Annotated in this window: 14 protein-coding genes; 7 read left to right on the top strand and 7 right to left on the bottom strand. The window is 72.6% G+C overall.

The window, feature by feature from the left end; genetic code table 11:
* Positions 1-143: 143 nt before the first annotated feature.
* From ACGFYY_RS38895 to ACGFYY_RS38885, 3 genes are all read right to left on the bottom strand, one after another.
* The gene (locus ACGFYY_RS38895; RefSeq protein ID WP_393716933.1) at positions 144-866 is read right to left on the bottom strand and encodes a hypothetical protein; all 723 of its coding nucleotides are present in this window, start codon (positions 864-866) and stop codon (positions 144-146) included.
* Between the two features lie 104 nt (positions 867-970).
* The gene (gene miaB, locus ACGFYY_RS38890; RefSeq protein WP_393716931.1) at positions 971-2494 is read right to left on the bottom strand and encodes a tRNA (N6-isopentenyl adenosine(37)-C2)-methylthiotransferase MiaB; all 1524 of its coding nucleotides are present in this window, start codon (positions 2492-2494) and stop codon (positions 971-973) included.
* The gene (locus ACGFYY_RS38885) at positions 2491-3000 is read right to left on the bottom strand and encodes a hypothetical protein (RefSeq protein WP_393716929.1); all 510 of its coding nucleotides are present in this window, start codon (positions 2998-3000) and stop codon (positions 2491-2493) included. Before ACGFYY_RS38885 ends, miaB begins: the two co-directional genes overlap by 4 nt.
* On the opposite strand from ACGFYY_RS38885, the gene ACGFYY_RS38880 reads away from it, so the two are divergent.
* The gene (locus ACGFYY_RS38880; RefSeq protein ID WP_365281665.1) at positions 2965-3960 is read left to right on the top strand and encodes a TAXI family TRAP transporter solute-binding subunit; all 996 of its coding nucleotides are present in this window, start codon (positions 2965-2967) and stop codon (positions 3958-3960) included. The genes ACGFYY_RS38885 and ACGFYY_RS38880 overlap by 36 nt on opposite strands.
* Before the next feature lie 45 nt (positions 3961-4005).
* Here ACGFYY_RS38880 and ACGFYY_RS38875 read toward each other — a convergent pair whose 3' ends face one another.
* Both ACGFYY_RS38875 and ACGFYY_RS38870 read right to left on the bottom strand, forming a co-directional pair.
* Positions 4006-5073, bottom strand: coding sequence for an ROK family protein (locus ACGFYY_RS38875; protein ID WP_393716941.1), 1068 nt, complete (start codon positions 5071-5073; stop codon positions 4006-4008).
* 27 nt (positions 5074-5100) lie between these two features.
* Entirely contained in the window at positions 5101-6261 is a 1161-nt protein-coding gene (locus ACGFYY_RS38870) for a LacI family DNA-binding transcriptional regulator (RefSeq protein WP_393716926.1), read from the bottom strand.
* A 469-nt stretch (positions 6262-6730) separates the two neighbouring features.
* Between ACGFYY_RS38870 and ACGFYY_RS38865 the strand changes: the two genes are divergently transcribed.
* Together ACGFYY_RS38865 and ACGFYY_RS38860 are read left to right on the top strand one after the other, a co-directional pair.
* A complete protein-coding gene (locus tag ACGFYY_RS38865) occupies positions 6731-8020 on the top strand; it encodes a glycosyl hydrolase (RefSeq protein WP_393716924.1) in 1290 nt (429 codons plus the stop codon).
* A gap of 58 nt (positions 8021-8078) precedes the next feature.
* A complete protein-coding gene (locus ACGFYY_RS38860; protein ID WP_393716922.1) occupies positions 8079-10313 on the top strand; it encodes an endo-beta-N-acetylglucosaminidase in 2235 nt (744 codons plus the stop codon).
* A 26-nt stretch (positions 10314-10339) separates the two neighbouring features.
* Here ACGFYY_RS38860 and ACGFYY_RS38855 read toward each other — a convergent pair whose 3' ends face one another.
* On the bottom strand, positions 10340-11752 hold the full coding sequence (locus ACGFYY_RS38855; RefSeq protein ID WP_393716920.1) for an ATP-binding protein: 1413 nt from the start codon (positions 11750-11752) through the stop codon (positions 10340-10342).
* Positions 11753-11764: 12 nt separating this feature from the next.
* Positions 11765-12478, bottom strand: coding sequence for a response regulator transcription factor (locus tag ACGFYY_RS38850; protein WP_393716918.1), 714 nt, complete (start codon positions 12476-12478; stop codon positions 11765-11767).
* Between the two features lie 299 nt (positions 12479-12777).
* Between ACGFYY_RS38850 and ACGFYY_RS38845 the strand changes: the two genes are divergently transcribed.
* The 4 genes from ACGFYY_RS38845 to ACGFYY_RS38830 all read left to right on the top strand — a co-directional run bounded on the left by ACGFYY_RS38845 (position 12778) and on the right by ACGFYY_RS38830 (position 16180).
* Positions 12778-13563 carry an amino acid ABC transporter ATP-binding protein gene (locus ACGFYY_RS38845; RefSeq protein ID WP_365270361.1) on the top strand — a complete coding sequence of 262 codons (786 nt, stop codon included), beginning with the start codon at positions 12778-12780 and terminating at the stop codon, positions 13561-13563.
* 117 nt (positions 13564-13680) lie between these two features.
* Positions 13681-14535, top strand: coding sequence for a glutamate ABC transporter substrate-binding protein (locus tag ACGFYY_RS38840; protein WP_365270358.1), 855 nt, complete (start codon positions 13681-13683; stop codon positions 14533-14535).
* A gap of 83 nt (positions 14536-14618) precedes the next feature.
* Positions 14619-15293: an amino acid ABC transporter permease gene (locus ACGFYY_RS38835; protein ID WP_202199417.1), complete on the top strand. Its 675-nt coding sequence runs from the start codon at positions 14619-14621 to the stop codon at positions 15291-15293.
* Positions 15290-16180 (top strand): amino acid ABC transporter permease, encoded by an 891-nt coding sequence (locus tag ACGFYY_RS38830; RefSeq protein WP_393716914.1) that lies wholly within the window; start codon positions 15290-15292, stop codon positions 16178-16180. The genes ACGFYY_RS38835 and ACGFYY_RS38830 overlap by 4 nt, the downstream gene beginning before the upstream one ends.
* The last annotated feature ends 14 nt before the right edge of the window (positions 16181-16194 follow it).

The following is a 16194-nucleotide window of genomic DNA, read 5'->3' as shown; positions in this document are numbered from 1 at the left end:
TCCCCCCCCCCCCCCGCGCCCCCCCCCGGGCCCCGCCCCCCCCGGGGGGGGGGCCGGGGCGGGCCGGGGCGGGGGGGGGCCCCCCCCCCCCCCCCCCCCCCCGCCCCTTTTCGCCGTTCCACGGGGCACTGGCCCCCGGCCCGCTACGACCAGGCCGCGACGAAGTACCCCACGCCGTACGGCGCGTCCTCGTACAGCAGGCGCCCTTCCAGTTCCGCGCCCGCGGCGGCGCCGGCCAGCACCTGCCAGGGGGCCCGGCCGGCGACCTGGAGTTCGGCCGCGAGAGCGGCGTCCATCCCGGCCAGCGCGGCCACGTCGGCGGCGCCCAGCGCGCGGGCCGCGGCCGCGTCGAAGGCGGCGGCGCGCTCGTCGAGATAGCCGGGGGCCTTGAGGGTGCGGCAGGCGCTGCCGTCCCCGAGGACCAGCATGGCCACCCGTTCGGCGGAACCGCCCAGGTCCGCGCCGAGGAGGCCGCAGCCGCTCGGGGCGAGGTCCGCCGCGACGGCCGCGCCGGCGACCGGGGCGGCCGCCCAGCGGGCCTGCCCGAGCAGCCAGCCCGCCACCGCGAGGGACGTCGGGAGGGTGACCCCGGTGGCGTGGCCGCTGGGCGGTTCGTCCAGGTCGGGGCCCAGGGTGACGGTCAGGTCCACGCCGAACCCGGCGAAGCTGCCGGGGGTGCCCTGGTCGTACGCGCCGCCCTCGGCGGCGGCACCGACCACGACCAACAGGTCGGGCCGGGACGCGGCGAGCACCGCCAGCGCGTCGGAACAGGCGGTGCGGGCATCGCCGAGTTCGGCGGCGGCCCCCGCGGCGACCTCCGGCACGAGCAGCGGCGGGGCAGGACAGACGGCGGCGGCTACGAGCATGATCCGCAGCCTAGCCGGACACGCCGACGGCGCGGGAGGGGCGCCGCCGCGCCCTCACCTCACCGCGCCCCGCATCCCGCGTCCCGCACCCCGCGGCCGGTGCCTCAGGAGGAGGCGGGCACCGAGCAGCCGGAGGTGACGGACGGCAGAGGGGCCGGGACGCCCAGCGTCGGGATGCCGAGCATGACGCCTGCCGGCTGGGCGGGGGCGGCGTTGCGCTTCTCCCAGGCGTCGCCGGCGCGCGTGCGGCGGACCGTCAGCGTCGGGCCTTCGGCCAGCAGATGGTGCGGCGCGGCGTAGGTGATGTCCACGGTGACCACGTCACCGGGGCGGACCTCCTGCTCCGGCTTCGTGAAGTGGACCAGGCGGTTGTCGGGCGCGCGGCCGGAGAGGCGGTGCGTGGCGCCGTCCTTGCGGCCCTCGCCCTCCGCGACCATGACCTCCAGCGTGCGGCCGACCTGCTTCTTGTTCTCGTCCCAGGAGATCTCCTCCTGGAGGGCGACCAGGCGCATGTACCGCTCCTGGACGACCTCCTTGGGGATCTGCCCCTCCATGTCGGCCGCCGGGGTCCCGGGGCGCTTGGAGTACTGGAAGGTGAACGCGTTCGCGAAGCGGGCCTCGCGCACCGCGTGCATCGTCTGCTGGAAGTCCTCCTCCGTCTCACCGGGGAAGCCCACGATGATGTCGGTGGAGATCGCCGCGTGCGGGATGGCGGCGCGGACCTTCTCGATGATGCCGAGGAAGCGCTCCTGGCGGTACGAGCGGCGCATCGCCTTCAGGATCGTGTCCGATCCGGACTGCATCGGCATGTGCAGCTGCGGCATCACGTTGGGGGTCTCGGCCATCGCCGCGATCACGTCGTCCGTGAAGTCGCGCGGGTGCGGGGAGGTGAAGCGGACCCGCTCCAGGCCCTCGATCTGGCCGCAGGCGCGCAGCAGCTTGCTGAAGGCCTCGCGGTCGCCCAGGTCCGAGCCGTACGCGTTCACGTTCTGGCCGAGCAGGGTGATCTCCGAGACGCCCTCGGCGACCAGGGCCTCCACCTCGGCGAGGATGTCGCCGGGCCGACGGTCCTCCTCCTTGCCGCGCAGGGCCGGGACGATGCAGAAGGTGCAGGTGTTGTTGCAGCCGACGGAGATCGAGACCCAGGCGGCGTACGCGGACTCGCGGCGGGTCGGGAGCGTGGAGGGGAAGGCCTCCAGCGACTCGGCGATCTCGACCTGCGCCTCTTCCTGGATGCGGGCGCGCTCCAGCAGCACGGGGAGCTTGCCGATGTTGTGCGTGCCGAAGACGACATCGACCCAGGGGGCCCGCTTGACGATGGTGTCGCGGTCCTTCTGCGCGAGGCAGCCGCCGACGGCGATCTGCATGCCGGGGCGCTTCGTCTTCATCGGGGCCAGCCGGCCGAGGTTGCCGTACAGCTTGTTGTCGGCGTTCTCGCGGACCGCGCAGGTGTTGAAGACCACGACGTCGGCGTCGCCGTCGGCGCCCTCGGGCGCCCGGACGTAGCCGGCGTCCTCCAGCAGACCGGAGAGCCGCTCCGAGTCGTGCACGTTCATCTGGCACCCGTAGGTGCGCACCTCGTAGCTTCGCTTCACGTCCACTGCCTGGCTCCGGTCGCTGCTGGTCATGCAACAAGGGTAGGCGGTACCCGGTGGCCCTCCGGTCCCCCGTTCGGCCGACCCGGGGGAAGGCGGCGGCCGAAGAGGACGAGCAGCAGGTCCTGGGCTCCCCCGTACACCTGGGTTCCCTCGCCGTAGGACCGGTCGAGGTCCTGTGCGCGCAACTGGACGCCGGTCAGGTCCACGCCGAAGAAGCGCAGGGATGTGGGGGTGACCGCGTCGAGGAGGAGCCGCAGCCGGTCCTCGGTGACGCGGCGCGGGTGGCCGAGGACGACGGTGATGTCGAGGCCGTGGACCACATCGTGGGTGAGGGCTCCGGTGGGGCCGGCGGCGGGCGGCTTCCCGGGGTGGGCGGCGTTCTCGCGGAGCAGGGCGGCGAGCTCGCGCGCGGTGAAGGCGGCGGCGTCGCGGCGGGCCGTGCGGTCGGTCTGAGGGCCCGCGCCGTGACAGGACGGCGGACGGGTGGCAGGATCGCGGCCATGCCTCTCGTACCGCCCCGGATCAGCAGGCGCCACGCCCTGCGGGTCCTGGTGGCCGTACTCGCCGTGCTCGGCGTGCTGACGTGGTGGCTGAAGCCCTTCGGGGACCCGGAACTCCAGGGCGAGCTGACCTTCAGCACGGGCGCGCGGGCAGGGGTCTACCACCGGTACGGGGAGCTGCTGGAGCAGGCGCTCAAGCGGGACATGCCGGGCGTCGACGTGCGGCTGGAGACCAGCGAGGGCTCGCAGGAGAACCTGAAGCGGCTGATCACCGGCGAGGCGGACTTCACGGTGGCGACGGCGGACGCGGTCGCCAAGTACCAGCTCGACAAGCGGGCGGACGCGGACCGACTGCGCGGGGTCGCGCGGCTCTACGACGACTACGTGCAGCTGGTGGTCCCGGCCGACTCCCCGGTGCAGTCGGCCCGCGACCTGCGCGGCAAGCGGGTGGCGATCGGTCAGCCGGGGTCCGGGGTGCGGCTGGTCTCGGAGCGGCTGCTGAGGGCGGCCAAGATCGACCCGGTGCTGGACATCACGTCGGTGTCGATCGGCATCGACACCATGCCGAGCGAGCTGGAGGCCGGCCGGATCGACGCGTTCTTCTGGTCCGGCGGGCTGCCGACGAACGCCGTGCGGGAGCTTTCGGAGCGCTTCGACATCCGGCTCGTGCAACTCGGCGACCTGGTGGAACAGCTCCAGGAGAGCGGCTCACCGGCGCGCTATTACCGGACGGCCGTGATGCCGCAGGACACCTACGCGCGGGCGCGCAACACCAGCGCCGTGTCGACCCTGGCCGTGCCGAACCTGCTGGTGACCATGGAGGGGACCGACCCGCAGCTCACCGAGCAGCTGACGCGGACGGTGATCCTCAGCCGCGACCGTGTCGGGCGTGAGGTGCACGCGGCGCAGCTCGTGGACCTGCGGACGGCGATCTACACCGACCCCGTGGACCTGCACGAGGGCGCACGCCGGTACTACCGGTCCGTCAAACCCTGACCACAGGGGTCCCGGGGGTCCCGGAGGTCCCGACGGCCTCCATGTTCACGACGCGGACGGCCCCGGCGACGGCGAAGGCAGCAGCATCGTCGCCGCCGCGGCCGCGCCGATCAGTCCCGCATGGGTGCCCAGCATGGCCGGCACCACCTGGATGTCCTTGACGAACGAGAGCGTGGCGTAGGCCGCGAGGTGGCTGCGGATCGGGGCGAAGAGGGTGTCGCCCGCAGCGGCCACCCCACCGCCGATGACCGCGATGTCCGTCTCCACCAGGGTCGCGGTGCCCGCGATGGCGGCGGCCAGGGCGCGGCCCGCCCGGTCGAAGGCGGCCAGGGCGATCGGGTCGCCCTGGACGGCGGCGGCGGCCACCCCGGCGGCCGTGGCGTCCCGCCCGCCGGCCGCGCCGCCTTCGCCGCCCGCGCCGTTCACTCCTCCGCCGGCGTCCGCGGTGCCCGACGGGGTCCAGCCCTGGTCCCGGGCCCAGCGGGCGATCGCCGTACCCGAGGCGATCGACTCGACGCACCCGTGGCCCCCGCAGACGCACGGCTCTCCGTCGAAGGCCACGCTGATGTGGCCGATGTGTCCCGCGTTGCCGGTGGGGCCGGGGTGGAGCTGGTTGTTCAGGATCAGGCCGCCGCCCACGCCCGTGGAGACCACCATGCACAGCGCGTTGGCGTGGCCCCGGGCCGCGCCCAGCCAATGCTCGGCGGCGGTCATCGCCACTCCGTCGCCGGCCAGCACGGTCGGCAGGTCGGCCCCGCGCGCCGCGAGCTCCGCCACGACCCGTTCCTGGACCGGGAAGTCCCGCCAGGCTCCGATGTTGACCGGGCTGACCGTGCCCCGGGACGTGTCCACCGGGCCGGCGCTGCCGATCCCGCAGCGCTCCGCCGAGGCCCACAGCGGCGACGCCGAGAGGTCGGCGACGACCTCGGCGACCGCCGCCATGACACCGTCGGCGTCCGCCCCGCGCGGGGTGGGGCGGCGCGTGGTGGCCGTCATCGTGCCGTCGGGGTGGACCAGCGCACCGGCGATCTTCGTGCCGCCGATGTCGATCGCCACGGTCGGCCCGGAGGCCGCTGCGGCTGCCCGCCGTACGGAGAACGGGGCGCTGGGAATGATCACGGTGGCGGCTCCAGGAAGGGTTCAGGGTTCAGTATGCGCCGGGGGCGGCGCCGTGCTCTCGCGAGGCTCCAGCCGGGGCCGCTCGCTGATCCGCACCCCGGGCGGGTCGCCCGCGAGAACGGCGAGCAGTTCCTCGGCGGCCAGCCGGCCGAAGCCGGCGGTGTCCCGTACGAGCGCGGTGAGCCGGGGATGGGTGACCCGGCAGAGCGCGGAGTCGTCCCAGGCAACGATCGACAACCGGCCCGGGACGGGGATGCCCAGCTCGGCGGCGACCCCGCTGCCGGCGACGGCCATCACGTCGTTGTCGTAGACGAGCGCGGTGGGCGGCTCCGGCTCGGCGAGGACCCGTCGGGTCGCCGCCGCGCCCTCGGCGTCGGAGTAGTCGGTGAGCACCGAGCGCACCTGGTCCGGGCCGAGCCCGCGCCGCGCGGCCTCGGTCCGTAGGGACTCCATCCGGCGGACGGTGTGGGCGAGTCCGGGGAGCCCGGCCACGTGCACGATCCGGCGGTGGCCGAGCCCGTGGAGGTGCTCCAGGACCTGCGCCATGGCGCCGGCGTCGTCGGCCCGGACCGAGGACAGGACCGAGGACGGGGCCGCGGACGGGACCGAGGACGGGACCAAGGACGGGAGCGCCGGTCGAGCCGCGGCCGGATCGGCCCCGCCCCCGCCCCCGTCGCCGTCACCGCCCCCGTCGCCGTCACCGTCCGCCGGGGACTGGGCCTCGCCGATGGTGACCGCGGGCAGGGCCAGTGCCTCCAGGAGCGCCGGTCGCGGGTCGCTCGTCCGGGGGTCCACGACGAGGACGCCGTCGACCCGGCGCTCCGCCCACCAGCGGCGGTAGACCGCGCATTCGGCGTCGATGTCCTCGACGACCTGGAACAGCAGGGCGGTCCGGGCGGCGGAGAGGACTTCCTGGATGCCGGAGACGAGCTGGAGGAAGAAGGACTCGACGCCGAGCGTGTGCGCGGGCCGGGCGAGGACCAGGCCCACGGCTCCGGAGCGTTCGCCGGACAGGGCCCGGGCCGCGCTGTTGGGCTGCCAGCCGAGCTGCTCCGCGACGCGTCGGATCCGGGCCCGGGTGTCCTGCGAGACGCCCGGCCGGCCGTTGAGCGCGAAGGAGACGGCGCTCTCCGACACGCCGGCCTGCCGGGCGATGTCCTTGATCGTGGGTCTGCGGGCCATGGACTGTCTCATTCGTCCTTCGGGTGCGTCACACGTGGCGGAATACGGATGGCGATGGCGATGGCCGGACCGTACGCGATCCTGCCCTGACGGGACGCTTTCATGACGATCCGCAGGGTGGACGACGGCCCGGCGGCGAGCGGAGGCGTCGGGCGGGTGCGCCGGGGCCCGTGTCGGCCCGGCGCCACCGAGCGGGCCGGAGCAGCGATCGACCTGACCGAAATACCTCTGTCCATTTCCACCCACCCCTCACCGCCAGCCATGACTAAAGCGCATTAGTTCCTTCAGGGTCTTCGGCCCACAACCCTTGTGTCAACTGAGCTGAAGCGCATAAGTACACGCCTGTGCGGGCGATCGTTCGCCCTGTTGACTTTCCCCATCCGCACCGGCAGGTTGTGGCGCATCCGGTGAATTCGTCCAGTGCTCATGTACTCCGGTACGCGAGTACTCCAGAACTCCAGGACGCCCCGTGCACGATGACGCGCTCCGCTTCGGTGCCAACTACACGCCGGCCCACGGCTGGTTCCACCACTGGCTGGACTTCGATCTCGACGAGGTGCGGGCCGACCTCGACTCGATCGCCGCGCTCGGGCTGGACCACATCCGGGTCTTCCCGCTGTGGCCGGTCTTCCAGCCGAACCGGACCCTGATTCGGCCGCGCGCCGTCGAACAACTCGTCGCGCTCGCCGACGCGGCCGCCGAGCGCGGGCTCGCCGTCAACGTGGACGGCCTGCAGGGGCACCTGTCGAGCTTCGACTTCCTGCCCGCCTGGACCCGGACCTGGCACCGGCGCAGCATCTTCACCGACCCGGACGTGGTGGCCGCGCAGGAGGTGTACCTGCGCACGCTGGCCGCGGCCCTCGCCGACCGGCCGAACTTCCTGGGCATGACGGTCGGCAACGAGATCAACCAGTTCTCCGGCGCCCCGCACCCCGATCCCGACCGGATCACCCCGGACCAGGCCACCCGCTGGCTGGAGCGGATGCTCGCCGCCTGTGAGGAGGGCGCGCCCGGGCGGCTGCACCTGCACGCCGAGTACGACGCCGCCTGGTACCAGGACGGGCACCCCTTCACCGCGGCCCAGGCGGCCCGGCTGGGTGGGGTCACCGCCGTGCACTCCTGGGTGTTCAACGGCACCGCGCAACGCCACGGCCGGACCGGGACGGCGACCGAGCACCATGCCGCGTACCTGATCGAGCTCTCCAAGGCCTGGGCGCTGGACCCGCACCGCCCGGTGTGGCTCCAGGAGGTCGGCGCCCCGGCGCCGCTGATCCCTCCCGAGCACGCGGCGCGGTTCACCGAGGCGACCGTCGCGAACGCCCTGGACTGCCCGGACCTGTGGGGCGTGACCTGGTGGTGCTCGCACGACGTGTCCCGGGAGCTCGCGGACTTCCCGGAGCTGGAGTACGGCCTCGGCCTGCTCACCAACGACCGCCGGACCAAACCGGCCGGCGCCGCCATCGCCCGCGTCACCGCGCGGTGGCGGGGCCGCGCGCACCGCCCGGCCCCGCGGTCCACCGCGCTCGTCGTGGAAGTCGGCGCGGGCCCGGACGGCGACGCGGGCGAGGTGGTCGGGGGGCCGGCGCGGGCTGCGGGGCGCTCGTCGTGCGCGCCGGGCGGGGCCTTCTTCGAGGCGTGGGCCTCGCTGACGGCCCAGGGGGCGCGCCCCGCGGTGGTCCTCGCGGAGCGCGCCGCGGATCCCGCCCATCTGGCCGCGCGCGGCATCACCGAGGTGGTGCGCGTGCACGACGTGACCTGACCCGATCCCCCCGTCCCCCGTCCCCCGATGCACCCGATCCCCCCGTGAGGAGCTCCGCATGCCCGAGACCGACAACGGCGTCGATCCGCGTACGCCGCCCGCCGCGGTACGTCCGACCCGGCGCAGGGTGCTGGCCGCCGGGGCCGGGGCCACCGCGTTGCTGGGCCTGGCGGGCCGCGCCCGGGCCTCCACCGCGCCCGCGCCCTTATCGGTGGGAGCGCCCGCCGACGCGGCACCGGCACCGGCCGAGGCCGCGGCACCGGCCCCGGCCGACCTGGCCCCGTACGCCTCGTACTGGTTCCCGGACTCCCTCCCCTCGGGGACCCCCGGCCCCGGGATCGTGTGGCGCTCGCTCAGCCGGTGGACCCCCGAGAGCGACCCCGACCTGGCCCACAACACCTCGACCGTGCCCCTGGCGGAGCGCTTCACCCCGGTCCCGGCGAACCGGACCGCCCGCGCCAGCCAGGCCCGTATCGCCTCGCTGGTCTCGTTCGGGCCCACGGCCGGGAACCCGTCCCAGGGCTCCCCGACCGCCGACCACTACGCGCTCACGCACTGGGCGTACATCGACGAACTGGTCTTCTGGGGCGGGTCCGCCGGCGAGGGCATCGTGCTCGCCCCCAACGCGCCCGTGGTCGACGCCGCCCACCGCAACGGGGTCCGGGTGCTGGGCAACGTGTTCCTGCCGCCCGTCGCCTACGGCGGTGACCTCCGGTGGACCCGCGACCTGGTGCGGCGGGACTCCCGAGGTCGCTTCCCGATCGCCGACAAGCTCGTCCAGGTGGCACGGACGTACGGCTTCGACGGCTGGTTCGTGAACGCCGAGACCGACGGCGGCGACAGCGCCCTCGCCACCCGGATGCGGGAGTTCCTGCGCGCCCTGCGGGCGGCCGGCGAGCCCCATGGTCTGCGCATCACCTGGTACGACGCCATGAACAGCACCGGGCGGGTGGGGTGGCAGGGCGCCCTCAACGCGCTCAACCAGGAGTTCTTCGAGGACCGGGCCGGGAAGGTCTCGGACACGATGTTCGTGGACTTCCGCTGGACGCCGCAGACCCTGGCCGCCTCGGGAGCGCTCGCCGACCGTCTCGGCCGCTCCCGCCACGAGCTGTGGGCCGCCGTGGACACCGAGTCCCGCGGCTGGGACTCCGTCGTGGACTGGGACGCGATCGTCCCGCGCGAGCGCGATCACGTCGTCGGCTACGGCTTCTACCGGCCCGAGTGGACCCGCAACCATCTCACCGACCGCTCCCCCGGCGCCTTCCACCGCGCCGACGACCGGTTCTGGACGGGCGAGTCCCTGGACCCGTCCCGGCCCGAGTCCTCACCCGCGCCCTCCCCCTCGCCCGCGCCCGCCCCCTCGCCCGCGCCCGCCTCCGCTTCCGACGCCGGCTGGCGGGCTCCCGCCACGGTCGTCGCCGACCGGTCCACCGTCACCGGGCTCCCCTTCGCCTGTTCCTTCAACACCGGGCACGGGCTGCGTTGGTACGACGGCGGCCGGGTGGTCTCGGACACCCCCTGGAACCACCTCGGGCTCCAGGACCGGCTCCCGGGTCGCCGCTGGGCGGTGGACACCGCCGGAGCCCGGCCCTCGGTCACCCTGGACTTCGCGAACGCCTGGCGCGGCGGCTCCAGCCTGTTGGTGGAGGGCGCCCCGACCGCGCCGGTGACCATCGGGTTGCACGCGACGCGGCTGCCGTTGACCCGCGGGGCCGTACTGGAGCTGGTGCACTCCACCGCGTCGGCGGAGCCGGTCACGGTGGAGGTCGGCGTGGCCGTGCGCGAGCCGTCCGCCCCCGGCGAGCCGGTCCCGTACACGTGGCTGCCGGCCCGGACCCGGGACAGCGGGCAGGGCTGGCGCACGACGCGGGCCGGGCTGGCGGCACGGGCGGGCAGCACCGCGTACGGCCTCGCGGTACGGATCACCGCGCTCGGGAGGAAGCCGGTGGTGTGGCGGATCGGCGCCCTGTCGGTGCGCGACGAGACCCGCACCCGGCGCCCGGCCCCGCCCACGGCTCCGGTCGTGGACGCCTCGGCCCGGCAGGACGGCCGGGCCTGGCTACGCCTGTCCTGGCGGGCAGCGGCCGGCGCCGACGGGCGGCCGCGCCACTACGAGGTGTGGCGGGTGCTGCCGGACGGCACCCGGCGCTTCCTCGGGGGCACCTGCGGCACCGCCCTCTACCTGCCCGCCGTCCCGCGCGCCGGGCGGGAGCGGGCGGCGGCATTCGAGGTCCGGGCCGTGGACGAGCTGTACGCGGTGTCGGAGGCGGCCCGCACCACCCTCACCTGGTAGCCGGAGCCGCCCGAGCGGGTCGGGGCTCAGGTGCCCTGGGGGTCGGTGCGCGGGACGGCCACGGTCACCCGCAGCCCGTGCGGCGGGTTCTTCTCGTAGGAGAGGGAGCCGCCGCCGGCGGCCAGCAGGGCGCGGGAGATCGACAGGCCGAGCCCCGATCCCTTGATGTTCTGGTGGCGGCCGCTGCGCCAGAACCGGTCGCCGACGCGGAGCAGCTCGTCCTCGGTGAGGCCGGGGCCGCGGTCGGCGACGACCACGCGGACGGAGCGCCCCGCGGTGGAGACGGACACCTCGACCTCCTCACCCGTGGGGGTGAATTTGAGGGCGTTGTCGATGACGGCGTCGAGGGCGCTGGACAGGGCGATGGGGTCGGCCCAGCCGGTGATCGCGGTCCGGCCCGTCTCGGTGATCCGCACTCCCTTCTCCTCGGCGTACGGGCGCCACGCGGCGACCCGTTCGGCCGACAGGGCCCCGATGTCGGTGAGGCTGATCTCGGCGGAGGCGTGCTCGGCCAGCGCCAGGTCCAGCAGGTCGTCCAGGACCTGGGTGAGGCGCTTGCCCTCGGTGCGCACGGAGGCGATCTCCTCGTTGCCCTCGGGCAGTTCGAGGGCGAGCAGCTCGATCCGTAGGAGCAGTGCCGCGAGCGGGTTGCGCAGTTGGTGGGAGGCGTCGGCGACGAACGCCCGCTGCTGTTCCAGGACCTCTTCGACGTTGTCGGCCATCTCGTTGAACGAGTGGGCCAGGCGTTGGAGTTCCGGGGGCCCACCGGCGGCCGCGACGCGCGAGTTCATCCGTCCTGTGGCGATGCCGTGGGCGGCCGCGTCCAGGGTCCGCACGGGCTTGAGCACCCAGCTGGTGAGCCTGAGGGCGGCGCCGAAGGCGACCAGCATGGCGGCGGCGAGCCCGCCCGCGATCAGCAGCCAACCCCTGAGGATCCGGGCGCGCATCTCGTCGGTCGGGGATTCGGTGGCGACGACCGCGACCACGTCGCCGTCGAGGACGACCGGGGAGACGACGAGCAGTTTGCCGTCGGTCTGCCAGGGCCATACCTGGGGCGGATCGTGGCTGCGCCGACCGGCCAGCGCGTCCACCAGGGCCCGGCGTCCCTCGCGGGACTGCGGGAGGGTCCACCAGCTCGGCGATCGGACGAGGGCGTTGTCGCCGCGGAAGAAGATGCCGGCGCGGATCCCGTACAGGGTCTGGTAGCGGGCGAGTTCCTTCCCGAGGGTCTCGCGGCGCTCGGCGGCGCCGGTGGATCCGGATCCCTCCGCGTCGATGACGAACTGCGCGAGGGCGGCGAAGCGGGCGCTGTCGTCGATCCGGTCGACCACCACCCGCTGCTGCTGCCCGGCGGCCAGACTCACGGCGAGCGGGAAGCCGAGAGCGAGCAGCGTGCCCGCCATCAGGATGATGAGCAGGGGGAGCAGACGGGCACGCACGGCGGAGCGCCCCTAGGGAGCGGCCGGGGTGACGAGCCGGTAGCCCACCCCTCGGACGGTCTCGATGAGGGCGGGCATGCGCAGTTTGGAGCGCAGCGAGGCGACGTGGACCTCCAGGGTGCGCCCGGTCCCCTCCCAGCTGGTGCGCCACACCTCGCTGATGATCTGCTCGCGCCGGAAGACGACACCGGGCCGCTGCGCGAGCAGGGCCAGCAGGTCGAACTCCTTGCGGGTGAGGGGTACGTCGGCGCCGTCCACGCTGACCCGGCGGGTGGGCAGCTCGATGCTGACGGAGCCGAGGTGGACCGTGGCGGGCGCGCCGGCGCCGGGGGCGGCGTCCTCGGCCGCGCCGGTGCGCCGGGCGACGGCGTGGATACGGGCGAGGAGCTCACCGGTGTCGTAGGGCTTGACCACGTAGTCGTCGGCGCCCATGTTCAGGCCGTGGATGCGGGAACGTACGTCGGCCCGCGCCGTCACCATGATCACGGGCGTGGCGGTGCGCTTGCGGATCTTGCCGCACACCTCGTAGCCGTCCTGGTCGGGCAGGCCGAGGTCGAGCAGGATCACACCGTAGGGCTGGGGACCGGTCGGCGCGCCGACGGGCAGGAGCGCCTGCAGGGCCTCTTCGCCGTTGCGGGCGTGGGTGACCTGGAAGCCGTGGCGGGCGAGGATCGCGGACAGGGCTGCCGCAACGTGATCGTCGTCCTCGACGAGCAACAGTCTCATGCCGTCCCCCTCTCCTCTTCACCCACTCGGATTTCACCACGCATGGTCACACGTGGGACCGCACTGAGGGCCACCATGCATCCACGCCGATGCGGAGTCCCACGTCAAGGGGGTCCCGCCCCGGCGCGCCTTCCGTTATGCACCCGGTACGCGGACATGATCGACCACACGGGGACCGCGCACGGAGCGTATCCGGAAGAGGCCGGATCGTTATCCTCAATTCTCCCTCAGATGTGATGACGTTGTGCTCGTCACGTCACTACTGTCCTCCCAACCGAGGAGGACGGAGCAAGAAGCCGATGAGCGGAGTATCAGTGACCAAGGACGTGCAGGACGCGGCCGGTGCCGCAGACGACCTGGTCGTACTGAGCAACGTCAACAAGCACTTCGGCGCGCTGCACGTGCTTCAGGACATCGATCTGAGCATTGCCCGCGGTGAGGTAGTCGTGGTGATCGGTCCCTCGGGATCGGGTAAGTCCACGCTGTGCCGGACCATCAACCGCCTGGAGACCATCGACTCGGGCACCATCACGCTCGACGGCAAGGAACTGCCCTCCGAGGGCAAGGAACTGGCCCGACTGCGCGCCGACGTCGGCATGGTCTTCCAGTCGTTCAACCTCTTCGCGCACAAGACGGTGCTGCAGAACGTGATGCTGGGCCAGCTGAAGGTCCGCAAGACCGACAAGGCCGCGGCGGAAGCGAAGGCGCGGGCACTGCTGGAGCGGGTGGGCGTCGGCACTCAGGCCGACAAGTACCCGGCGCAGCTCTCCGGTGGTCAGCAGCAGCGTGTGGCCATCGCCCGGGCGCTGGCCATGGAGCCGAAGGTGATGCTCTTCGACGAGCCGACCTCGGCCCTGGACCCGGAGATGATCAACGAGGTGCTGGAGGTCATGCAGCAGCTCGCCCGCGAGGGGATGACCATGGTGGTCGTCACGCACGAGATGGGCTTCGCCCGCTCGGCGGCCAACCGGGTCGTCTTCATGGCCGACGGCAAGATCGTCGAAGAGGCCACCCCCGAGCAGTTCTTCAGCAACCCGCGCAGTGACCGCGCCAAGGACTTCCTGTCGAAGATCCTGCACCACTGAGGTTCACGTCTGGTAGTCATCCGTATGCGGATCGCCGCCGGATCGTTCCTGTCGGCCGCGCGGGCGCCGTAAGCCTCGCTCGTCGTTCAACAACGTCTCATCCGAGGGAAGTTCACCATGAAGATCTCCAAGACCGCTGCGGCCGCGGCCGTCGCCGTCGCCCTTGCCCTGACCGCGACCGCGTGTGGCGGCAGCAAGCAGGACGCCGCCGCCGACGGCGGTGCGTCCAGCGGCTCCGGCAAGGACAAGATCGTCGTCGGTATCAAGTACGACCAGCCCGGCCTGGGCCTGAAGACCCCGGACGGCAAGTTCACGGGCTTCGACGTCGACGTCGCCACGTACGTCGCCAAGGAGCTCGGCTACGAGCCGAACCAGATCGAGTTCAAGCAGGCCCCCAGCGCCGAGCGCGAGAACCTGATCTCGAACGGTGACGTGAAGTTCGTCGTCGCGACCTACTCGATCAACGACAAGCGCAAGGAGAAGGTCGACTTCGCCGGCCCGTACTTCCTCGCGCACCAGGACCTGCTGGTCCGCGCCGACGACACGAGCATCACCAAGGCCGAGGACCTGAACAAGAAGAAGCTCTGCTCGGTCACCGGCTCCACGTCGGCGCAGAACGTCAAGACCAAGCTCGCCCCCGAGGCGGACCTGCTGGAGCAGGGTGGCTACTCCGAGTGCCTCACCGGCCTGGAGAACAAGGCCGTCGACGCCCTGACCACGGACAACTCGATCCTGGCCGGCTACGCGGCGCAGGAGAAGAACAAGGGCAAGTTCAAGCTGGTCGGCCTGAACCTGAGCAACGAGAACTACGGCATCGGTCTGAAGAAGGGCGACAAGGAGCTCCAGACCAAGATCAACGCCGCGCTCAAGAAGATGGTCGAGGACGGCAGCTGGCAGAAGGCCGTGGACAAGAACCTCGGCCCGGCCAACTTCAAGAGCGAGCCTGCCCCGCAGATCACCGAAGGCAGCTGATTCATCGGTGAGGGGCGTCGCCGCCCGCCTGCCGCGGGCGGCGGCGCACCTCACCGGCCATCCTGGGGAGAGCGCAGGGCATCGTGTTCGATTTTCTTGATTCCGGGCAGTACGACGTGCTCGGAGCCTTCTGGGTGACGGTTCAGCTCACCCTCTACTCGGCGGCCGGATCCCTGATCTGGGGCACCGCCCTGGCCGGGATGCGGGTCAGCCCGGTCCCGCTGCTGCGGGGCTTCGGCACCGCGTACGTCAACCTGGTGCGCAACACCCCGCTGACGTTGCTGATCATCGGCTGCTCGCTGGGACTCAACCAGACCCTCGGCATCGCCTTGGGCGGCAGCACGTTCAAGGAGATCGGCTTCCGGCTCGCGGTCCTCGGGTTCATCGCCTACACCGGCACCTTCGTCTGCGAGGCCCTGCGCTCCGGCATCAACACCGTGCCCGTCGGCCAGGCCGAGGCGGCCCGCGCGCTGGGACTGAGCTTCTTCCAGGTGCTCACCCTGATCGTGCTCCCCCAGGCCTTCCGGGCGGTCGTCGCACCGCTCGCCAACGTACTGATCGCTCTCACCAAGAACACCACGGTGGCGGCGGCCATCGGCGTGGCCGAGGCGGCCCTGCTGATGAAGGAAATGCTCGAGAACGAGCCGCAGGCGCTCTTCGCGGTCTTCGCGATCTTCGCCCTCGGTTTCGTCCTTCTGACCCTGCCCACCGGTCTTCTGCTGGGCTGGGTCGCCAAGCGAGTGGCGGTGAAGCGATGAGCTCCGTGCTGTACGACACCCCCGGCCCCAAGGCCAAGGTGCGCAACTGGATCTACAGCGGGATCTTCGTCGTGCTGTTCGGTCTCGTCATGTGGTGGGCGCTGTCCCTCATGGGCGAGAAGGGCCAGTTGGACGCCGACAAGTGGACGCCGTTCGTCACCGACAGCCAGGTCTGGACCACGTACCTGCTGCCAGGTCTGCTGGAGACGCTCAAGGCCGGCGCCCTGTCCATGTTGATCGCCCTCCCGTTCGGCGCGCTGCTGGGCATCGGCCGACTGTCGGACCACGCGTGGGTGCGGGGGCCGGTCGGCGCGTGGGTGGAGTTCTTCCGTGCCATCCCGGTGTTGATGCTGATGCTGTTCGGCAGCGCGCTGATGGCGCCGCGGTTCCTGGACGTTCCGTCCGACACCCGGCCCTTCTGGGCCGTGGTCACGGGCCTGGTCCTCTACAACTCGGCCGTCATCGCCGAGATCGTCCGGGCAGGCGTGCTCTCCCTGCCCCACGGCCAGAGCGACGCCGCCAAGGCGATCGGCATGCGCAAGGGCCAGACGATGGTCTACGTGCTGATCCCACAGGCCGTGACGGCGATGCTGCCGGCTCTGGTCAGCCAGCTCGTGGTGATCCTCAAGGACACCGCGATCGGCGGCGCCCTGCTGGGCTTCGCGGAACTGCTGTCGGCGAACCGGCAGATCTCGGCCAACTACAGCAACACCATCCCGACCCTCGTGGTGATCGCGCTGATCTACATCGCCGTGAACTTCGCCCTCACCTCGTCCGCCTCCTTGCTGGAAGGCCGGCTGCGGAAGTCGAAGAAGAGCACCGGTGCGGTGGTGGGCGTCAACGACGTCAACGACATGGCCACGGGAGCGAACTCGGGCGGGATCTGACGACCCTCCCGGAC

It is taken from the genome of Streptomyces sp. NPDC048331 (assembly GCF_043201215.1).
Lineage (GTDB): Bacteria > Actinomycetota > Actinomycetes > Streptomycetales > Streptomycetaceae > Streptomyces.
The sequence above is the reverse complement of the archived record's forward strand: the minus strand, read 5'-3'. Positions and strand labels throughout refer to the sequence as shown.